General features: G+C 73.3%; 16 protein-coding genes, 1 pseudogene and 1 riboswitch. Of the genes and pseudogenes, 6 read left to right on the forward strand and 11 right to left on the reverse strand.

Features of this window, described 5'->3' with window-relative positions; genetic code table 11:
- Nucleotides 1-61: 61 nt before the first annotated feature.
- Both E6W39_RS16320 and E6W39_RS16325 read right to left on the reverse strand, forming a co-directional pair.
- Nucleotides 62-1,057 (reverse strand): hypothetical protein, encoded by a 996-nt coding sequence (locus E6W39_RS16320; protein WP_141634142.1) that lies wholly within the window; start codon nt 1,055-1,057, stop codon nt 62-64.
- 69 nt (nt 1,058-1,126) lie between these two features.
- Nucleotides 1,127-2,734 (reverse strand): ricin-type beta-trefoil lectin domain protein, encoded by a 1,608-nt coding sequence (locus E6W39_RS16325; RefSeq protein WP_141634143.1) that lies wholly within the window; start codon nt 2,732-2,734, stop codon nt 1,127-1,129.
- A gap of 168 nt (nt 2,735-2,902) precedes the next feature.
- Nucleotides 2,903-3,023: riboswitch (cobalamin riboswitch) on the forward strand.
- Between the two features lie 178 nt (nt 3,024-3,201).
- On the opposite strand from E6W39_RS16325, the gene E6W39_RS16330 reads away from it, so the two are divergent.
- A complete protein-coding gene (locus tag E6W39_RS16330; RefSeq protein WP_228718676.1) occupies nt 3,202-5,613 on the forward strand; it encodes a ribonucleoside-diphosphate reductase subunit alpha in 2,412 nt (803 codons plus the stop codon).
- Between the two features lie 71 nt (nt 5,614-5,684).
- The gene (locus tag E6W39_RS16335; RefSeq protein WP_141634145.1) at nt 5,685-6,680 is read left to right on the forward strand and encodes a ribonucleotide-diphosphate reductase subunit beta; all 996 of its coding nucleotides are present in this window, start codon (nt 5,685-5,687) and stop codon (nt 6,678-6,680) included.
- A gap of 152 nt (nt 6,681-6,832) precedes the next feature.
- Here E6W39_RS16335 and E6W39_RS16340 read toward each other — a convergent pair whose 3' ends face one another.
- The 9 genes from E6W39_RS16340 to E6W39_RS16380 all read right to left on the reverse strand — a co-directional run bounded on the left by E6W39_RS16340 (nt 6,833) and on the right by E6W39_RS16380 (nt 16,308).
- Entirely contained in the window at nt 6,833-8,086 is a 1,254-nt protein-coding gene (locus E6W39_RS16340) for a DUF1906 domain-containing protein (RefSeq protein WP_141634146.1), read from the reverse strand.
- A 260-nt stretch (nt 8,087-8,346) separates the two neighbouring features.
- Nucleotides 8,347-8,979, reverse strand: a complete 633-nt coding sequence (def, locus tag E6W39_RS16345) for a peptide deformylase (protein ID WP_141634147.1) — start codon at nt 8,977-8,979, stop codon at nt 8,347-8,349.
- 53 nt (nt 8,980-9,032) lie between these two features.
- Nucleotides 9,033-10,016, reverse strand: a complete 984-nt coding sequence (locus E6W39_RS16350; RefSeq protein ID WP_141634148.1) for a tetratricopeptide repeat protein — start codon at nt 10,014-10,016, stop codon at nt 9,033-9,035.
- A 202-nt stretch (nt 10,017-10,218) separates the two neighbouring features.
- On the reverse strand, nt 10,219-11,652 hold the full coding sequence (locus tag E6W39_RS16355) for an HD-GYP domain-containing protein (RefSeq protein WP_228718182.1): 1,434 nt from the start codon (nt 11,650-11,652) through the stop codon (nt 10,219-10,221).
- Between the two features lie 101 nt (nt 11,653-11,753).
- The gene (locus E6W39_RS16360; protein ID WP_228718183.1) at nt 11,754-13,130 is read right to left on the reverse strand and encodes an HD-GYP domain-containing protein; all 1,377 of its coding nucleotides are present in this window, start codon (nt 13,128-13,130) and stop codon (nt 11,754-11,756) included.
- A gap of 334 nt (nt 13,131-13,464) precedes the next feature.
- Nucleotides 13,465-13,821, reverse strand: coding sequence for a mycothiol system anti-sigma-R factor (rsrA, locus tag E6W39_RS16365; RefSeq protein ID WP_141634149.1), 357 nt, complete (start codon nt 13,819-13,821; stop codon nt 13,465-13,467).
- Nucleotides 13,818-14,468: a sigma-70 family RNA polymerase sigma factor gene (locus E6W39_RS16370; protein WP_180356893.1), complete on the reverse strand. Its 651-nt coding sequence runs from the start codon at nt 14,466-14,468 to the stop codon at nt 13,818-13,820. Before E6W39_RS16370 ends, rsrA begins: the two co-directional genes overlap by 4 nt.
- A 440-nt stretch (nt 14,469-14,908) precedes the next feature.
- Nucleotides 14,909-15,553, reverse strand: a complete 645-nt coding sequence (locus E6W39_RS16375; protein ID WP_141634151.1) for an alpha/beta hydrolase family protein — start codon at nt 15,551-15,553, stop codon at nt 14,909-14,911.
- Nucleotides 15,553-16,308 (reverse strand): SOS response-associated peptidase, encoded by a 756-nt coding sequence (locus E6W39_RS16380; RefSeq protein ID WP_141634152.1) that lies wholly within the window; start codon nt 16,306-16,308, stop codon nt 15,553-15,555. The genes E6W39_RS16375 and E6W39_RS16380 overlap by 1 nt, the downstream gene beginning before the upstream one ends.
- Nucleotides 16,309-16,407: 99 nt before the next feature.
- On the opposite strand from E6W39_RS16380, the gene E6W39_RS16385 reads away from it, so the two are divergent.
- The 4 genes and pseudogenes from E6W39_RS16385 (at nt 16,408) to E6W39_RS16400 (ending at nt 20,112) form a co-directional block, all read left to right on the forward strand.
- A complete protein-coding gene (locus E6W39_RS16385) occupies nt 16,408-17,118 on the forward strand; it encodes a M50 family metallopeptidase (RefSeq protein ID WP_407658391.1) in 711 nt (236 codons plus the stop codon).
- Between the two features lie 196 nt (nt 17,119-17,314).
- Nucleotides 17,315-18,639, forward strand: a pseudogene (gene aroA / locus E6W39_RS16390) (3-phosphoshikimate 1-carboxyvinyltransferase).
- Between the two features lie 16 nt (nt 18,640-18,655).
- Nucleotides 18,656-19,711, forward strand: a complete 1,056-nt coding sequence (gene rsgA / locus E6W39_RS16395) for a ribosome small subunit-dependent GTPase A (RefSeq protein ID WP_141634154.1) — start codon at nt 18,656-18,658, stop codon at nt 19,709-19,711.
- A 77-nt stretch (nt 19,712-19,788) separates the two neighbouring features.
- Nucleotides 19,789-20,112 carry a DMT family transporter gene (locus E6W39_RS16400; RefSeq protein ID WP_141634155.1) on the forward strand — a complete coding sequence of 108 codons (324 nt, stop codon included), beginning with the start codon at nt 19,789-19,791 and terminating at the stop codon, nt 20,110-20,112.
- The last annotated feature ends 28 nt before the right edge of the window (nt 20,113-20,140 follow it).

Here is a 20,140-nt window from a genome sequence, read left to right on the forward strand (position 1 = left end):
TCTCAGGCGAGTGCCGGGCGCCCGGCACTCCCCCCCTGGCCCGGCATCGCCCGATGGTGCGTCAGGACGACTTGACCCGCGTCATCAGCCGCTTCTTCATGTAGTCGTCGAAGCCGGAGGCCGCCGCCGTCGCGTTGCCGTCCGGAGCGGTCCCGCCCGGCTTCGCCGAGCCCTCCACGGTCATGTATCCGTACCGCCCCAGCGTGCCATGGGTGTTGGTGCAGCCGACCGTGATGCAGAACTGGGGCGAGCCCTGGGCCGACAGGCCCATGATGTTGCCCTTGTAGTTCTTCAGGGAGTTGTCCGCCTGTATTTTGTGGTCGAAAACGGCGATGCCCAGGGTCACGGCGCTGTTGCCCGACACATAGGTGACCCGGACGACCTGACGGCACGCCTGGTCGCCGAGCACCGCGCCCAGTCCACCGGTCGTGGCGTCCCAGCAGGGCTGGGTCACGGTGCCGGCGGTCTTGGTCCAGGTCGCGCCGTTCACCGTGACGGTCTGCTCCGGGAAGAGGCTGTCGGGGGTGATCGGGGCGCTGTCGGTGGCGGCGTCCCAGAGCGGCTTGCTCGGATCGTCCCCGCCGCCACCGGTCGAGGCGGTCGGCTTCGGGCCGGCCGAGGTCACCGGCGATGCCGGGGAGGTCGGCTGGGTGACCGGGTGGCTCGGCTTCTTCTCCTTGGTCAGCACCACCGCGGTGGCGACCACGCCACCGACCAGCACCAGGCCGACCAGCGACCAGACCGCCACCCTCACCCGGGTCCGCTTGCGCGCCTGGACCTCCTGCGCGTCGGCCATCGCCTCCCAGTCCGGGCGCTCCAACTCGGCGCCCGGCGCGGCGAAGGACGGCGGCGCCGGCTGCTGGGCGGCGGCGTTCCAGGGCGGGCCGGCCTGCTGCTGCCCGGGGACCGGCGGCCGGCCCGATGACGGCTGCGGCGGACCGTAGGACGCGGGCGGCGGACCGAATCCACCGCCCGGTGCCGACGGCCCCGGCCCCGCTGGCCCTGGCTGGGCGGGCTGCTGCGGCCAGCCGGCCGGCGTCTGGTTCCCCTCGCTCATGAGCCGAAATCGTAGGCCATCGGCCGCCGCCGCTGCGAGCCTGAGTGCGGTCGGCGGCCCAGCGCTCGGTCAGGCCGCCGAGTACCAGACCTGGGCGCCGGTGCCGTTGCAGGTCCACAGGTCCAGCGGGGTGCCCGGGACGGCGGTGGAGCGCGGGTCGTCCAGGCACTTGCCGGAGCCGGGGTTTTGCAGGTAGCCGTCCGGCGACAGCAGCCACTGCTGGGTGGCCGCGCCGGAGCACGGGGCCAGCTGGACGGTGCTTCCGTCGGTCCCGGCGCTGCCGGCGTCCAGGCAGGAACCGGTGGAGACCCGCAGGGTGCCGTCGTTGACGAGCTGCCAGTTCTGCGCCGGGCTGGGCGAGGAGGTGCAGCCGTGCAGGGAGACCGAGGCGGGGTTGTCGGTCCCGCCGCTCAGGCACAGGTTGGTGGTCTTGTTGGTGAACGAGCTCCAGATCGGCTGCCCGTCGTACGGGTAGCGCCAGTCCTGCCCGGCGCCGCCGCAGGTCGACAGGACCAGCCGGGTGCCGTCCGCGGCCGAGGCCGAGGGGTCGGTGAGGCAGAGGCCGGACTCCGGGTTCACCAGCGTCCTGCCGTTCTGCTCCCACACCTGCGAGCCGCGGCCGTTGCAGGGCCAGAGCTCCACCGGCGTGCCGGGCGTGGTGGCGCCGCCGGTGACGTCCAGGCACTTGCCGAGCGCCTGGACGGTGCCGTCGTTGCCGACCGTCCAGCTCTGGCCGGCCGTGCCGGCGCAGCTCCACAGGTCGGCGGGCAGGGCGGTGGCGGTGGGGTCGGGCGCGTTGTTCCCGCCGTCGAGGCACTTGCCCGGGACCCCGGACGTCACATTGCCGGTCGGCAGGCCGACGGCCGGCTGGTAGGAGAAGGAGTTGGTGGCCAGTCCCGCGCCACCGTTCCAGATCTCGAAGCCCGCCTGCACCGAGCAGAGTTCACCGTTGGCCGGCACATAGCCGCGCACCACGGCGTCGGCGGTGACGGTGCGCAGGTTGAGGTCGTAGACCGAGTTGGTCGGGTTGGTCATCAGGTAGCTGATCACCTGCTTGCCGGTGCTCGCCGACTGGTACTCGTAGACCTGGTAGGCCCGCCCGCCGAGGGTGACCTGCGGCCCGGCGCTGCCCAGCGGGACCGGTCCCTGCTGCCGGTTGAGCCAGATCATCAGCTCGTGCGACGTGGTCGGACCGCAGCCGGTGGCGCTGTCCGCGTACCAGATGTCATAGGACACGTCGTACTGCCCGGGGGCGCCGGTAGTGGTCTGCCAGCTGGTCAGGGTGTCGCCCATGGTGGCCACGGGGGTGGGGAGTCGGTTGGCGCGCGGCAGGTAGGAGATCCGCGCATAGGCCCCCGGTGCCCCGGTCTGGGCATTGGTGGCGCTGCTGAGAGCGCTGCTGGTGACGGTGAAGTCGGCACCGCCGTCACTGCTCATGCAGACCTCGGCCGACGAGTTCCACTCGTCGGGCATGATCTGGTAGAGCCCGCCGCCCACGGTGGCCGTGGCGAACGGGCCGTTGGCCGAGGTGCACAGCGATGCCGCCGTCGCCGCCTGCGCGGTGCCGGCCAGCCCGCTCTGCACACCGCCGAGCAGCGCCAGCGCGGCCACCGCCGATCGGGCCAGTCGCCAGACCGACCGGCCCTGCCAGGCCGATGGAAAACGGCCACGCCTCATGTCCAACCCCCCGCGAAAGCCAGTTCGACTCCTTGGCGAGGGAAGACTCTAGTACGTGCCGACACCGTCCGTACCGAGGGCGCGCCAAGCACAGTCCGCTCGCAGTCGGCAAGCGGGCCGACACGGGCCACGGCACTACATCTGGGCCTGCAAACCTCACCCGCCACTAGATGTATGCTCACTTCCGCTGTCGACGCAGGGGAACCCGGTGCGAATCCGGGACTGCCCCGCAGCGGTGTGCGGGCGCCTGCCCGCGAGTCCGAGGGCCTGCCGACGGTGTGCCACCCGGCCTTCCCGCCAAGGCCTTGCAAGCACTGTTCCACCGTCCGGGCCTCGCGGGTGGGCCAGGGGGGCGATGCGCGCCTGACGATCCGGCGCGTCGGCCTGCCCTGCCTCCGTGAGCTCGGACACCCCCAGTCCGCCGTCACAGGAGAGAGTGCGCCTTGACCGTCGCCGCCTCAGTTGCCCTGCCCTCACAGGGCCTCGCCGACGCCGCCCAGTCCGACCCCGGTGCGGAGCTCCTGCGGCTCCTCACCGACCGGAGCGCCGACCTCCCCCAGGTGGACCCCGGCCACGTCGCCGCCGCCGCGCTGCGCGGCCGCCACGCCGGCTCGGACTTCGCCGAGCTGCGCGGGCTGGCCGTGGACGCCGCCGCTTCGATGATCGCCGAGGACCCCCAGTACTCGAAGCTGGCCGCCCGACTGCTGGCCCAGGAGATCACCGACGAGGCCGTCTCCCAGGGCGCCGTCTCGTTCGCCGCCTCGATCGCCGTCGGCCACGCCGAGGGGCTGATCGGCGACACCACCGCCGACCTGGTGGCCAAGCACGCGGCCGCCTTCGACGCGCTGGTCGACCCGAAGGGCGACGACCGCTTCGAGTACTTCGGGCTGCGCACCGTGCAGTCCCGCTACCTGCTGCGCCACCCGATCACCCGCAAGGTGGTCGAGACCCCGCAGTACTTCCTGCTCCGGGTGGCCGCCGGCCTCGCGGTGGGCGACAGCGAGCAGTCGGTGGCCGAGGTCGCCGAGCTCTACCGCCTGATGAGCCGTCTGGAATACCTGACCAGCTCCCCCACGCTGTTCAACTCCGGCACCCGGCACCCGCAGATGTCCAGCTGCTACCTGCTGGACTCGCCGCTGGACAACCTGGACTCGATCTACGAGCGCTACGCCCAGATCGCCCGGCTCTCCAAGCACGCCGGCGGCATCGGCCTGTCCTACAGCCGGATCCGCTCGCGCGGCAGCCTGATCCGCGGCACCAACGGCAAGTCCAACGGCATCGTGCCGTTCCTGCGCACCCTGGACTCCTCGGTGGCGGCGGTCAACCAGGGCGGCCGGCGCAAGGGCGCGGCCTGCGTCTACCTGGAGACCTGGCACGCGGACATCGAGGAGTTCCTCGAACTGCGCGACAACACCGGCGAGGAGGCCCGCCGGACCCACAACCTCAACCTGGCGCACTGGATCCCGGACGAGTTCATGCGCCGGGTGAACGCCGACCAGGACTGGTCGCTGTTCTCCCCGGCCGACGTGCCGGAGCTGGTCGACCTGTGGGGCGAGGAGTTCGACGCGGCCTACCTGAAGGCCGAGCAGTCCGGCAAGGCCGTCCGCACCATCCCCGCGCAGACCCTGTACGCCCGGATGATGCGCACCCTGGCGCAGACCGGCAACGGCTGGATGACCTTCAAGGACGCCTCCAACCGGGCCGCCAACCAGACCGCGCTGCCGGGCCGCACGGTGCACTCCTCCAACCTGTGCACCGAGATCCTGGAGGTCACCGACGACTCCGAGACCGCGGTCTGCAACCTGGGCTCGATCAACCTGGGCGCCCACCTCGCTGACGGTGCGTCGGCCGACGACCTGCTGAACGCGATGGACTGGGAGCGGCTGGACGCCACCGTGCGCACCGCCGTGACCTTCCTGGACCGGGTCATCGACATCAACTTCTACCCGACCAAGGAGGCCGGCGCCTCCAACTCCCGCTGGCGGCCGGTGGGTCTGGGCGTGATGGGCCTTCAGGACGTCTTCTTCAAGCTGCGCCTGGACTTCGACTCCGCCGAGGCCAAGCAGATGTCCACGCTGATCGCCGAGCGGATCATGCTCACCGCCTACCAGCGTTCCAGCGAGCTGGCCGAGGAGTTCGGCCGCCACGAGGCGTACGGCGAGACCCGCGCGGCCCGCGGCCAGCTGCACATCGACCACTTCGGCAGCGCCACCCAGCAGTGGGCCGACCGCTGGGCCGAGCTGCGGGCCCGGATCGCCGAGACCGGCCTGCGCAACTCGCTGCTGCTGGCCATCGCCCCGACCGCGACCATCGCCTCGATCGCCGGCGTCTACGAGTGCATCGAGCCGCAGGTCTCCAACCTGTTCAAGCGCGAGACCCTGTCCGGCGAATTCCTGCAGGTCAACCCGTACCTGGTGAAGGACCTCAAGGAGCTGGGCGTCTGGGACCAGCAGACCCGGGACGCCCTGCGCGACGCCAACGGCTCGGTGCAGGAGCTGAGTTGGCTGCCCGAGGAGGTTCGTTCGCTGTACCGCACCGCCTGGGAGCTGCCGCAGCGCGCCCTGATCGACCTGGCCGCCGCCCGGCAGCCGTACATCGACCAGAGCCAGTCGCTGAACCTGTTCATGGCGGCGCCGACCATCGGCAAGCTGAGCTCGATGTACGCGTACGCCTGGAAGGTCGGTCTGAAGACCACCTACTACCTGCGGTCGCGCCCGGCCACCCGGATCGCCCAGGCCGCCTCCGGTGCCACCCGCACCGCCGCGCCGACCCCGTCGCTCGGCGGCTCCGCCGCGGGCACCCCCACCATGACCCAGGCCGAGCAGGACGCCATCGCCTGCTCCCTGGAGAACCCCGAGTCCTGCGAGGCCTGCCAGTAATGCCCTCCCGTCACCCGACCACCACCCCTGACGGACAGCGCTCCGCGCTGGCTGTGAGCCACGATCGCAAGATGCTGCTCGACCCCGGCTTCGAGCTGACGCTGCGTCCGATGCGCTACCCGTCGTTCTACGACCGGTACCGGGACGCGATCAAGAACACCTGGACCGTGGAGGAGGTGGACCTGCACTCCGACGTCGCCGACCTCGCCAAGCTGAGCGAGGGCGAGCGGCACCTGATCGGCCGGCTGGTCGCCTTCTTCGCCACCGGTGACTCGATCGTCGCCAACAACGTGGTGCTGAGCCTCTACAAGCACATCAACTCCCCCGAGGCCCGGCTCTACCTCTCCCGGCAGCTGTTCGAGGAGGCGGTGCACGTCCAGTTCTACCTGACCCTGCTGGACACCTACCTGCCCGACCCGGACGACCGCGCGGCGGCCTTCGCGGCGGTGGAGAACATCCCCTCCATCCACCAGAAGGCGCAGTTCTGCTTCACGTACATGAACGCGGTCGACCACCTGGAGTCGCTGCAGAGCAAGGAGGACCGCCGGGCCTTCCTGCTCAACCTGATCTGCTTCGCGGCCTGCGTGGAGGGCCTGTTCTTCTACGGCGCCTTCGCCTACGTCTACTGGTTCCGGTCGCGCGGTCTGCTGCACGGCCTGGCGACCGGCACCAACTGGGTGTTCCGCGACGAGTCCATGCACATGGACTTCGCCATGTCGGTGGTGGACACGGTCCGCGAGGAGGAGCCCGACCTCTTCGACGACAAGATGGCCCAGCAGGTCACCGAGATGCTGGAGCAGGCGGTCGAGGCCGAGCTGCAGTTCGCCCAGGACCTCTGCGGTGACGGCCTGCCGGGGATGAACACCGAGTCGATGCGGCAGTACCTGGAGGCGGTCGCCGACCAGCGCCTGGCCCGCCTGGGCATGCCGATCCGCTACGGCTCGACCAACCCGTTCGGCTTCATGGAGCTGCAGAACGTCCAGGAGCTGACCAACTTCTTCGAGCGCCGGGTCTCCGCCTACCAGGTCGCCGTCGAGGGCTCGGTCGCCTTCGACGACGACTTCTAGGCCGAGGCGCCGCTGCCCAGCCCGAAGCACCGCTGCCCCCTGCCGGCCCGAGGCCGGCAGGGGGCAGCGTCATCACCGGGTCAGCCGGTCACAGCTTCAGTCGGCAACGCCGTAGGTGTGCGCCGGCCGGCCCGCACGGTGCTGCTGGAGGCCTAGGAGTTCACGGTGGCGGCGTCGCCGTCGATCTGCACCGAGACGCCGCCGTAGGTCTCCGTGACGTTGCCGGAGTACTGGTGGACGCGGCGACCGCCCGGCCAGTAGTTCGAGCCGTACGCGCTCAGCATCATGCCGGCGTCGGAGGTGTCCGCCTGGGTGCTCCAGGCCGCCGACCAGAGCACGTCGGGCTCCGAGTACGCGGTGTTGTCGTAGTTGGCGGCGAGGTCTTGGACGCCGCTGTCACCACCGACGTAGGCGCCCGCCCGGAAGGACTGGCCGCGCACCTCGTCGCTCCAGCCGCTCAGGTAGTTCAGCACCTGGGTCCGGTAGAGGCTGGAGTCGTAGCCCTCCAGGTCGTTGTAGACCACGGAGCCCGCTCCGAAGCCCAGCGCCTGTGCCTTGCCGATGGCGTCCGCCGCGTCCGCCGCGCCCTGGCTGCGGGCGGCGGACGGGTCGCCCGGGAGGGCGGAGGCGGAGGGAGCGACGTAGAGCGGCAGGAAGGACCAGCCCGAGGCCGCCAGGGAGGAGACCCAGCTCGGGCTGACGTTGCCGCCCGCGCAGGCGGTGCTGCCGCCGAGGTAGAACCCGACGCCCCGGTAGGGGTTGTCGGGGTCCGACATCCAGGAGTTCAGCTGCGAGACGGACGGCGCGGAGCAGGTGTCGAAGGCGCTGCCGGTGATGTCGGTGTCGGGCGCCACGGTCGCGGTGCCGCTCTTGGCCGTCGGGCTCGGAGCCGCGGCCGGGGCGGGGGCTGCGCCGGCGACCACGGTGGCGCCTGCCAGGATGCCATTCACCTGCGCCGGGGCCTTGCCATACGTCGCGGTCAACTGCAGGCCGGTGCCGCGCAGTTGGACCCGGATCTCATGCGTGTGCGCGCCCGCGGCCACGATCCCGGCCGGCACCGCCGTGCCCGGGTCGACCACCGGCGCGGCCGGGCTGAACGCGTTCGGGTGCGGCACCGGCTGGATCAGCACGGCGTCGGTGCGTCCGACCAGGTGGGCCGGGCAGTCCTCGTCGGCACCGGGGGTGCCGAGGTAGACCGTGTTCTTGTCGAAGCGGACGCAGGCGCGCGGGTCCTGCGCCAGGTCGACCACCTGCCACCCGGCCGGCACCTGCAGCCGGTAGCCGTAGTAGTCGACGGTCCGGCTCCCGCCGGTCCCGGCCTGAGCCGCGGGCGCGGACACCGCCGTCAGGCTCGCAGCGGCCAACAGGACTGCGGCAGCGGTGCCGCCCACCAGACGACTGGGCATGAGGGAAATCCCACCCCTTTGGTTTCGGGTAAGGCATGGTTGCCTATTCGACTGCCCCGAACCATAGTCAGCACGGTTGGCAATCGGCCGCCCTGACACGGCACGTCCGGCTGCACGGATGGGCTGTGACGGTCCCTCATCACCTCGACGGCGTAATGCGGAACGGGCCGGCCGCCCTGGTGGGTGGCCGGCCCGTCCGCTGGTCGCGACTTGCGGCGACCTGGTCAACCGCAGCGTCCCGCAGCCTTCCTGGCGGTTCGTCAGGCCTCGTTGGGCACGGTCGCGTACCGCGGGGTGCCCTCGGCCATCTGCCGCAGCGCGTCCTTGCGGGCCCGCTTGGAGAGCCGGTCGATGTAGAGGTAGCCGTTCAGGTGGTCGGTCTCGTGCTGCAGGCAGCGGGCGAAGAAGCCGGTGCCCTCCACCCGGATGGAGTTGCCGTCCTTGTCCTGGCCGGTCACCACGGCGAAGTCGGGCCGGGGCAGCTCGGCGTAGGCGGTGGGCACCGACAGGCAGCCCTCGTTGCCGTCGTCCAGGGTGCGGCGGCGGCCGGCCGGGAGCTCCTCCAGCACCGGGTTGATGATGTGCCCGATGTGCCGCACGTTCTGGTCGTCCGGGCAGTCGTAGACGAACACCTTGGCGTCCACGCCGATCTGATTGGCCGCCAGGCCGACACCCTCGGCCGCGTACATCGAGACGAACATGTCGTCGATCAGCGCGGCCAGGTCGGCGTCGAACTCGGTGACGACCTTGCACTCGCGGTGCAGCACCGGATTGCCGACCACGGTGATCGGGCGGGCAGTGCCCTTGGTCAGGTCGGGCTCCTCGCCGATCACCTTGGCCGGGACGGCCGGCTCGTGGTGCTCATGGGTGTGCTCGTCGTGCTGCTCGGCCATCGGTCCGCTCCTGTAACGCGTGCTCGCTAACCCCTAAAGACTACGGGGCCCGGTCAGCAGACCTCTTCCACGTCCCGGTAGGCCCGGGTGGTCGGGGAGGCCGCCACCCAGCGGTCCAGCAGCAGCCGGACCAGCCCGGCGGGCGCGGCGATGCCGCACTCCCGCTCGGTCAGCCAGCCGTCGGCCCCGCTGCCCTGGCTCAGGTGGCTGAGGTGGCCGGGGTGCGCGGCGTCGCCGTCGTCATGCGGGTCGTGGTGCACCGTGTAGCCGTCGTCGGTGGCCATCCGGCTCTCCGAGCAGGCCCGGCAGAGCAGCCGCACCGAGGAGGTCCAGTCCTCGGCCGCGTAGCCCGCCTCGGCGACCAGCCGCTCCAGGGCGTCCCGGTCCGTCTCGGTGGCGGCCTGCAGCAGCACCACATAGGTCGGCACCGGGGACGGCGCCCACAGCTCGATCTCGTCGAAGACCGGGAACGCGGCCCCGCCCGCCACCCGCTCGCCGTGCGGGGCGCCGTCGTGCAGCACCACCTCGCCCCAGCGGCGTCCGGAGGACGGCAGCGGGATGGACAGCACCTCGACCCTGGCCGGATCCAGTCTGCGGCCCCAGACCACCTCGGACTCGCCCTCCGGGGAGAGCCGCACCGGGGTGGTGCCCAGGTCCAGGCGGACCGGCCCCTCGGCGGCCGGGCCGCCCGGCAGCTTCAGCCCGTAGGCCTGCCAGGCCCGGCGGGCCAGCGGCCAGTCCTGCAGGGCGGTGGCGGTGATGCCCAGGTTCCACCAGTCGGGGGCGCCCTGGTCACGGTCGAGCAGCGCGACCGCCCGCAGCCCCGCGACCCGGGCCTGCTCCCAGTCCCGGCGGAACTTGTGCAGCAGGGCCAGGTTGAACCAGGAGTCGGAGAGCCAGGGCTCCAGGTCGGCCGCCATCACCAGGAGGGCACCGGCATCCTCGTACCGCCCGTCGCCGATCAGCGTGAAGGCCCGGTCGGTCGTCTGCCGCCAGGTGGCGGACGGCCGATGCCGTGCCCGGTGGAAGATCTTCACGTTGCCCTGCCGCCCGTCCGCTCGGTCCCGCTGAGTCCTACTGATTCCTGGTATGTCCGGTGAGCTGCGCTGTCGGCCGGAGCCGAGAGCCGGCGGGCCCCCGGTCCGGTAGTTCCACGCTATGACCGCATCCAACCACGGCAGCCGTGGGGTGCGCTCACTGCACGAGGTTCCCGCTCGGCGCGGGCGAGCGTACCGGGGTTCACCCGCTTTCGGTGCGCGCCACCGTGCACCGGCCCACGCCCGCCGCGCGCAGCCTTTCCAGGGCGGCCACCACCACCGGGTCGTAGGTCAGGCCCGCGCCGTCGCGCAGGGCGGACAGCGCCGCCGCGTCGTCCGCCGCCGGGCCGACCAGGTCCTCGTGGGCGTTGGCCACCCGGATGATCCGGGCGGCCAGCGGCAGCGTGCGGTCGGCCCGGCCGTCCGGGCCGGTCAGCGGATCGGCCGAGCGCGCCACCTGCTCGGCCACCGGGATCGGCACCCCGGTGCAGCGGATCACCTCGCTGCCCAGCCGGGCGATCCGCTGCTGGTCGGGCTCCGGCAGGCCCGCGGTGGCCCCGCCGCGCACCGGCTCGACCAGCGAGAGCTGGCCGATGTCGTGCATCAGCGCGGCGTACTCCAGCAGGGCGAGCTGCTGGGTGCCCAGGCCCAGCTCACGGCCGAGCGCGCAGGCGGTGTCGGCCACCCGGCGGGCGTGGCCCGGGGCGGTGTAGCCGGCCACCTCGGTGGCCCGGGCCAGGGTGGCGATGGTCTGGCCGTAGGTGGCGCGCACCGCCGCGGCCCGCCGGAACGAGGCCTGGGCGAGCAGCAGCGGCAGGCAGAACACCGGCAGCGCCCACAGGCCCACCTCGCCGGCCGCCAGGCTGACCAGCATGCCGGTCGCGGCGATCGCCGAGCCGATCCCGCCCAGCGCGCGCACCTGGTCCTCCAGCACGGCGCCGAACCGGCCGCCCGGCTGCTGCAGGGTCGCCAGCACCGCGTCGGCCAAGCCGACCAGCGCGGCCACCAGCACCAGGAACGCGCCGTAGGCCGGGCCGGCCAGCGGCATCCGGTCCAGCGCGCCGCTGAGGTAGAGCGGCTGGAACAGGGTGGCGGCGAACCCGACGGTGAGCAGTCGGCGGGCCGCGCCGTCGGCCCAGGCGACCGCCGCCGGGACCCGGCAGCGCAGCGCACCGCAGACGGCCGCGCGCCGGTCCCGGGAGCGGGCCTGCGGGCGGCTCGTGGTGTGCGGGCGGGCGGGGGTGCGGGGCCTGGGCACGGTGGCCCGCCGCTCGCCGCGCCCGCGGTGCCGAGCCGCCCGGCCGGCCGACCGCAGCAGCGCGCCGGCCAGCGCGCCGACCCCGGTCACCGCCACCACCTGCAGCACGCCGTGGCCGGTGGGCAGCCCGTGCAGCGGGCCGAGCAGCGCGTAGGCCAGACCGGCCGCCGCGCCCAGCGGCGCCTGCCCGTGCTCGCCGGGCGCGCCGGCCCGCACCGCCTCGCCGACGGTCACCAGCGCGGCGAAGCTGCACGCCACCTCGGGCTCGGCCAGCCCTCGGGCGACCAGCTTGGCGACGGCCGCCGCGAGCAGCAGCAGCGCGGCCGCGCGGACCAGCGACGCCCCCGTCACCACCGGTCGGGGCGAGCCGGTCAGCAACCGGCTCCCGGGCGAGCGGGATGCCCCGCTTCCCGCTGAGCGAGACGCCCCGGTCAGCGACCGACCCCCCAGCGAGCGGGACGGCCCGGTCGGCGGCCGGCTCACCGCCCGCCGCCGGCGCTCACCCGGGGCGCCGGTTCCGGCACCCCGAGCGGGATGTCCGGCACATCGGCGTCCGCCGGATCGGCGGCCGGCAGCACCGGCTGCCAGCCGTGCCGGTCCACCGCGGCGACCAGGGCGTCCACCATCACCGGGTCGAACTGGCTGCCGGCGCACCGGCGCAGCTCGGCCACCGCCTCGGCGACCGGGCGGCCGCGCCGGTAGGAGCGGGTGGAGGTCATCGAGTCGAAGGCGTCGGCGACCGCGATGATCCGGGCGAACTCGGGGATCCGGTCGCCGGCCAGGCCGTGCGGATAGCCGCGGCCGTCCATCCGCTCGTGGTGGTGCAGGATCGCGGCGTGCGCCTCGCCGAGGAAGTCGATGCCGCGCACCAGCTCGTGCCCGTACTCCGGGTGCACCTCGACGGCCCGGCGCTCCGCCTCGGTCAACGGGCCGTTCCTGCGCAGCAGTTCGGTGGCCACCCCGAGCTTGCCGACGTCGTGCAGGGTGCCGGCGAAGTGCAGGGTGCGCAGCCGCTCGCCGGCCATGCCGAGCTGACCGGCGATCAGCACCGAGGCCCGGCCGACCCGTTCGCTGTGGCCGCGGGTGTAGGCGTCCTTGATCTCCACGGCCTGCACCAGCGCCTCCACGGTGGCCCGGTGCGCCGACCACTCCCGCTGCCCCTGGGCCAGCACCCAGGCCGAGACCGAGAGCGGCAGCAGCGCCAGCACCGCGGCGAAGCCGCCGTACGGGCCCTGCCAGAGCACCGCCATCAGCAGGCCGCCGAGGGCGTGCAGCAGCGCCGCCGGGCCGGGCAGCGCGATCGCGGCGCGTCCGCGCCGGTCGGCCCGGCGCTCGGCGAGCAGCCGGACCCCGGTCACCAGGGCGCCGTTGACCAGGCAGAACGCCAGCACGGCGACCAGCGCCGGGAGCAGCGCGGCCGGGTAGCGGGCGCCGAGCAGCAGCCGGGGGCCTTCGAGCCGGCGGAACAGCACGGCGGCGGTCCAGGCGGCGACGGCCAGTTGGGCGGCGTTGAACGCCCGGCGCAGCCGCTCCGGTTCGGCCCCGGTGGCCATGGCGGGCAGTGCGACCAGCGCCGCGGCGCCCGGCGGCAGCATCAGCACCCCGGCGAAGAGCACCGGCAGGAAGCTGCCCGGGCCCGGGGCGGGCTCCGGTCCGCTGAGCGGCGTGCTGCGGCGCAGCAGGGCTCGGAGCCGCTGGAGGCCGCGCCGGAACGGGGAGGGCACGCCCTGGGCGAACGACTCCCAGCAGGCGTGCAGGCCGGCCAGCAGGGCGACCCTGGGCCAGTCGACCGGCCCGGTCCAGCTGACCGGGAGCGGCAGCAGCACGGCCCCCGCCCCCGCCAGTACCAACAGCACGTATCCGCGGGCGGGCGCGGTCAGCGGCGCCGCTTTTCGCTCTGGGAGCGCGCGGCCCCCGCGATCGTCAGCGATCTCAGCCTCCCCACCTCACCGGACTCGTCCTCGGAGGGTCCGGACTCATCCTCGGAGGATAGGGCGCGGCCGGGGTGCCGATGCCCGGCATGGCGCGATACCCGGCATGCCGCCACCCACACTCACCCGATCAGGTGACACAAGCGAACTGACGGACCATCGGACCATCGGCACGAGCGCGCAGACGTACGAACGGAGGCCCGGGAGCATGTGCTCCCGGGCCCCCGTTCGAGGCGCCTCTCACTCGGTGGGCGTCAGCTCACTCGGTCGGCGTCGCCGCCTGGCCGGCCGTCAGCAGACCCGACTCGCCATGGGCCGGCGCCTTCGGATCGACCTCGGCCACCGGCTCGCCGCCGCGCTGGCTGGCCCGGATGGTGTCGATCCGCGCCAGCACCTTGGCCCGCAGATCCGCCGGGGTGGCGTCACACCCGCAGGACCGCTTGATCAGGGCCTTGATGGCCTGCTCCAGCCCGTACTTCTCCAGGCAGGGCGAGCACTCGTCGAAGTGCTCGCGCAGCTTGGCGCAGTCGCCCTCGGCCATCTCGTTGTCGAGGAACTCGTAGAGGTGGTCGAGCACCTCGCCGCAGTCCGTCTCATGCGGGTTCCCGCAGCTCATGAGCCCGCGCCTTTCGCCTCGCGCCCAGCCCCGCTGCCGGCCGGGACCAGCCCGCGCTCGCGGGCGTAGTCCTCCAACATGCCGCGCAGCTGGCGGCGGCCACGATGCAGTCGGGACATCACCGTACCGATGGGGGTGCCCATGATGTCGGCGATCTCCTTGTATGCGAAGCCCTCGACGTCCGCGAGGTAGACCGCGATGCGGAACTCCTCCGGGATCGCCTGCAGGGCGTCCTTCACATCACTGTCCGGCAGGTGGTCGAGGGCCTGGGTCTCGGCCGAGCGCAGACCGGTCGACATGTGCGACTCGGCGCGGGCCAGCTGCCAGTCCTCGATCTCCTCGGCCGCGGTGCGCTGGGGCTCCCGCTGCTTCTTGCGGTACGAGTTGATGAAGGTGTTGGTCAGGATGCGATACAGCCAGGCCTTGAGGTTGGTGCCCTCACGGAACTGGTGGAAGGAGGCATAGGCCTTGGCGAAGGCCTCCTGGAGCAGGTCCTCGGCGTCGGCCGGGTTGCGGGTCATCCGCAGCGCGGCCGAGTACATCTGGTCCAGGTAGCCGAGCGCGTCACGCTCGAAGCGGGCGCGCCGGGCCTCCTCGGTCTCGTCGGAGGACACCCGGAAGGTGTCCTCGCCGATCGCCTCGGCCAGCTCGTCTCCAGTCAGGGGCTCCCCGCCCGACGGCTCCGACCCGGCCGGGAAGTCGGCCCCACCGGGCCCCACGTGCGGCTCGTCCTCGGTCGCGACGACCGGACCCACCTCCTCGGTACTGCGGGCACGACCCACCGCGGGCCCGCCCGGAAGCGAGGATATCGGGCTCACGGACTTCTCGCCCGCGACAACCCACTCGGACCAAGGCAGGAACGCACTGTCCGCGTTCCGCTCCTCGGGCCGCTCGGGGCACGCGATCGAACCCATGTGCGCTGCCTTTCCGCCTGACCACCTGCTGACGATGGGATTAACCCCGCGCACCGCCCGTGCATTCCCGGCGGCCCACGGATCCGTCCGGCGCACCACCCGAACGGCCCACCGGCTCCCCGCCGACTCCAGCGCGGCGTCACAATGGCAGGTCGGCCGCCCTCGGCGCACCCTCAGAGCGCCAGGTCGTCCAGCCAGTCGGCCACCGAGCGCACCACCAGGGCCAGCGCCTCCGGCTGGCTCAGCGACGCCCTCTTGGGCACCGCGAAGCCGTGCCCGGCGAACGGCACCCCGGCCAGCCGGTGCCCGGCCGGCAGCCCGGGGAACTCCGCCGGGGTGCCGAAGGTGTCCTTCTCCCCCTGGACCACCAGCGTGGGCAGACCGGTTCCGAGCAGCTCCTCGGCCCGGGACTTCTCCGGCTTGCCCGGTGGATGCAGCGGAAAGGCCAGCGCCAGCACCGCCGCCGCCCCGCCGGCCGCGCCGGTGCGGCAGGCCACCCGGGCGCCGGCGCTGCGCCCGCCGACCACCAGCGGCAGCCCCTCGGCGGCCAGCCGCCGCGCCACCGGGAGCCAGCCGGTGTCCAGCGTCTTCGGGGCCGGGGCGACCTTGCGGCCGGCCACCCGCCAGGGCTGCTCGACCAGCGCCACCGTCACCCCCCGGGCTGGCAGCGCGGCGGCCAGCGCCACCAGGTCGGGTGCCTCGATGCCGCCGCCGGCGCCGTGCCCCAGGCCCAGCACCAGCCGGGCCCGGCCCGCCGCGCGGTGCCAGGTGACCGCGGCGTCGCCCGTGTCGGTCGCCACCGTCTCACGGTCGGCCATCAGAACAGCGCCCCTTCGGCCTCGGCGGTGACCGGCTCGACCAGCCCCGGATGGTTGTTGCGGATGCTGCCCACCGCCGAGCCGATCTCCCGGGCCAGCAGCAGCCCGGGCTCCGGCGCGACCAGCAGTGAGCGGGCCTCGTCCGAGTCGTCCAGTGCCGGGTCCAGCCAGGCGTCGAAGCTCTCCGGCTGCAGGAAGAGCGGCATCCGCTCGTGGATCGGGGCCAGCAGCGGCTCGGCCTCGGTGGTCACGATGGTGCAGGTGACCAGCCAGCCGCCCGCGTCGTCGGACGGCCGGGAGCGGTCCCGCCAGAACTCGTAGAGCCCGGCCAGCGCCAGCGGCGCGCCGTCCGCCCGGTGCACGAAGTACGGCACCTTGCGCGGCTTGCCCTTGCCCGACTCGGCCCGGATGGTCTGCCATTCGTAGTAGCCGTCCACCGGGAGCAGGCAGCGGCGGGAGGCGAAGGCCTGGCGGTAGGCGGGCTTCTCGTGCACGGTGTCGGCCCGGGCGTTGATCATCTTCACTGCCGTCTCCGGCGTCCTCGACCAGGCCGGGACCAGCCCCCAGCGCAGCCGCCGCAGCTGGCGCAGCGGCTCCGGCCCGCCCTTGGGCACCCGCTCCAGGACGGCCAGCACCGGGTCGGTCGGGGCCACGTTCCAGCTGGGCTCGATGGTCTCGGCCGGGTCCCACTGGCGCACGTCGAACAGCTCGACGATGTCCTCGGGCCGGGTACTGGCAGCGAATCGACCGCACATACCGTCAGCCTATCCATGCAACCAGTGGGTACCGCGGTGCCGTCTTGGCGTGCGAGGCTGCGTTCTCTCCTCCGGCAGCCGCGACCCCAGGGATCGATCATGAACCACGGCATCAGCGACGTCTGGCAGCGGGTGCTGGGCACCCAGCAGGCCCCGCCGCACTGGCTGGTGCTGGTCTGCGCCGGCGGCGCGCTGCTGGCGATGCTGCCGCACCCGGTGTGGCGGGTCAGCCGCAACGTGGTGACCATCGCGCACGAGGGCGGGCACGGGCTGGCCGCGCTGCTCACCGGGCGCCGGCTGCACGGCATCCGGCTGCACTCGGACACCTCGGGGCTGACCGTCTCCTCCGGGCGGCCGACCGGCCCCGGCATGGTGCTGACCGCCGCGGCCGGCTACACCGCGCCCCCGCTGCTCGGCCTGGGCGGGGCCACCCTGCTCGCGTTCGGGCACATCACGGCGCTGCTCTGGCTCTGCACCGCGCTGCTGGCGGTGATGCTGCCCCGGCTGCGCAACGCCTTCGGGCTGCTCACCGTGCTGGTCACCGGCGGCGCCTTCTTCGCGGTCTCCTGGTGGGGCACCGAGCAGTTGCAGGCGGGCTTCGCCTACCTCGGGGTGTGGTTCCTGCTGGTGGCCGGGGTGCGCCCGGTGCTGGAGCTGCAGGCCAAGCGCCGGCGCGGCGGAGCCCGCGACTCGGACGCCGACCAGCTGGCCCGGCTCACCGGCGTGGGCGGGCTGCTCTGGGTGGCGCTGTTCCTGGTGATAGCGCTCAGCTGCCTGCTGGCCGGCGGCAGCCAGCTGCTCGGCCGCTGAACCGGTCCGCGAGGCAGCCCGACACCGGCCCGGGTGGCAGCCCGACACCGGTCCGCGAGGCAGCCCGACACCGGTCCGCGAGGCAGCCCGACACCGGTCCGGGTGGCGGCCCGAGCCGCTGCCGAAACGGTTCGCCGGAGTCCACGCTGCGGTCGGGTGAGCCGTTCGCCGAGCTCACCCACCTAGACTGAACCGCATGACCGACACCCTGTGGCCCGCCCCATCGCGACCACCGCCGTCGACGCGACCGTCACCATCCCCGGTTCGAAGTCCGTCACCAACCGGGCGCTGGTGCTGGCGGCGCTGGCCGCCGAGCCCGGCTGGGTGCGGCGGCCGCTGCGCAGCCGCGACTCGCAGCTGATGGCGGACGGCCTGCGGGCCCTCGGGGTCGGCATCGAGGAGCAGGTGAACAACGACTGCGGCGGTGTCGGCGGCGGCGAGGCCTGGCGGATCATCCCGACCGGCACGTTCGCCGGCCCGGCCCGGATCGACGTGGGCAACGCCGGCACCGTGATGCGCTTCCTCCCGCCGCTGGCCGTGCTGGCCGACGGCCCGGTGCACTTCGACGGCGACCCGCGCTCCTACGAGCGCCCGCAGCACGGCGTGATCGACTCGCTGCGCGCGCTGGGCGCCCGGATCGAGGACGGCGGCCGCGGCGGCTTCCCGCTGACCGTGCACGGCACCGGCGCGCTGGACGGCGGCGTGGTCGAGCTGGACGCCTCGGCCTCCTCCCAGTTCGTCAGCGCCCTGCTGCTCTCCGGCGCGCGCTACAACCAGGGCGTCGAGGTCCGCAACACCGGCGGCCCGGTCCCCTCGCTGCCGCACATCCGGATGACCGTGGACATGCTGCGCCTGGCCGGCGTCCAGGTGGACGCTCCGGAGGACGGCGGCGAGCCGGACGTCTGGCGGGTCACCCCGGGGGCGCTGCTCGGCCGCGACCTGGTGGTCGAGCCCGACCTGTCCAACGCCGCGCCGTTCTTCGCCGCCGCGCTGGTCACCGGCGGCCGGGTCACCGTGCGGGACTGGCCCCGGCACACCACCCAGCCCGGCGACCAGCTGCGCGACCTCTTCACCCGGATGGGCGGCAGCTGCCAGTTCGTCGACGAGGGCCTGGAGTTCACCGGCTCGGGCAAGATCCACGGCATCGAGGCCGACCTGCACGACGTGGGCGAGCTGACCCCGGTGATCGCCGCCGTGGCCGCGCTCGCCGACTCCGAGTCGGTGCTCTCCGGCATCGCCCACCTGCGGCTGCACGAGACCGACCGGCTGGCCGCGCTGGCCAAGGAGATCAACGAGCTGAGCGGCGACGTCACCGAGACCGCGGACGGCCTGCGGATCCGCCCGCGCCGACTGCACGGCGGGGTGTTCCACACCTACGAGGACCACCGGCTGGCCACCGCCGCCGCCGTGCTCGGCCTGGCCGTGCCCGGGGTGCTGGTGGAGAACGTGGCCACCACCGCCAAGACCCTGCCGGACTTCCCGGCGATGTGGGCCGAGTTGCTCGGCCAGGCGGCCGGCTGAGCGGGGGATTGGCACCATGCGCCGCTACGGCAAAGACGCCGACGAAGACGACATCCGCAACCGCCCGGCCCGCCGGGGCTCCCGGCCGCGGACCCGGATCCGGCCCAAGCACGAGGACGCCGCCGAGGCGATGGTGCTCACCGTCGACCGCGGCCGCCTGACCTGCCTGATCGAGCCCGGCACCAAGCGGGAGCGGGTGATCACCGCCATGAAGGCCCGTGAGCTGGGCCGCAAGGGCGTCGTGGTGGGCGACAACGTCAGCCTGGTCGGCGACCTGTCGGGCGAGCCCGACACGCTGGCCCGGATCGTCCGGGTCGAGGAGCGCAGCTCCGTGCTGCGCCGCACCGCGGACGACGACGACCCCTACGAGCGGATCGTGGTGGCCAACGCCGGCCAGCTGGCCATCGTCACCGCGCTGGCCAACCCGGAGCCGCGGCCGCGGCTGATCGACCGCTGCCTGGTGGCGGCCTACGACGCCGGGATGGAGCCGCTGCTGGTGCTCACCAAGTCCGACCTGGCGCCCGCCGAGCCGCTGCTCGAGGCCTACGCCCCGCTGGGCATCGCCCATGTGGTGACCCGCCGGGACGAGTTGGAGTCCGCCGGCGCCGAGGCGGTCCGCGAGCATCTGCGCGGGCTCGCCACCGTCTTCATCGGGCACTCCGGGGTGGGCAAGACCACCCTGGTGAACGCCCTGGTGCCGGACCGCCAGCGGATCACCGGTGACGTCAACGCGGTCACCGGCCGGGGCCGGCACACCACCGTGTCGGCGCTGGCGCTGCGGCTGCCCCCGCCGCCGGGGGTGCGCGAGGGCTCCAAGCAGGCGCTGAACTCGGGCTGGGTGATCGACACGCCCGGGTTCCGGTCCTTCGGCCTCTCGCACATCGACCCGTCCCGGGTGATCCTGGCCTTCCCCGACCTGGAGCCGGGCACCGTCGACTGCCCGCGCGCCTGCAGCCATGACGAACCGGACTGCGCCCTGGACGCCTGGGTGGCCGACGGCCACGCCGATCCCGCCCGGCTCTACTCGCTGCGTCGGCTGCTCGCCTCCCGGGAGGCCCGGGAGGAGGACTGACGGCGTGGCGGGCAGCGCCACCGAGCCCTTCGGGTGACAGTAGGACCAACTGCTGATCATCCGAGGAGGCGCCCCCTATGGCCTGGCTCATGGTGGTCCTCGCCGGCTTGCTGGAGACCGGGTTCGCGGTCAACCTCAAGCTCAGCCACGGCTTCACCCGGCTCGCCCCGACCATCGCCTTCGCGCTGTTCGCGCTCGCCAGCTTCGGCCTGCTCACCTTCTCGCTGAAGCAGCTCCCGGTGGGCAGCGCCTACGCCGTCTGGACCGGGATCGGCGCGGCCGGCACCGCGGTCTACGGCATGATCTGGCTGGACGAGTCCACCTCCACCCTCAAGCTGGTCTCCATCACCCTGGTCATCGCCGGCGTCGTCGGCCTCCAGTTGAGCGGGACCGGACGCTGAACGGGTCCCGCTGACGCCGGACGCGAGA

Source organism: Kitasatospora acidiphila, assembly GCF_006636205.1.
Lineage (GTDB): Bacteria > Actinomycetota > Actinomycetes > Streptomycetales > Streptomycetaceae > Kitasatospora > Kitasatospora acidiphila.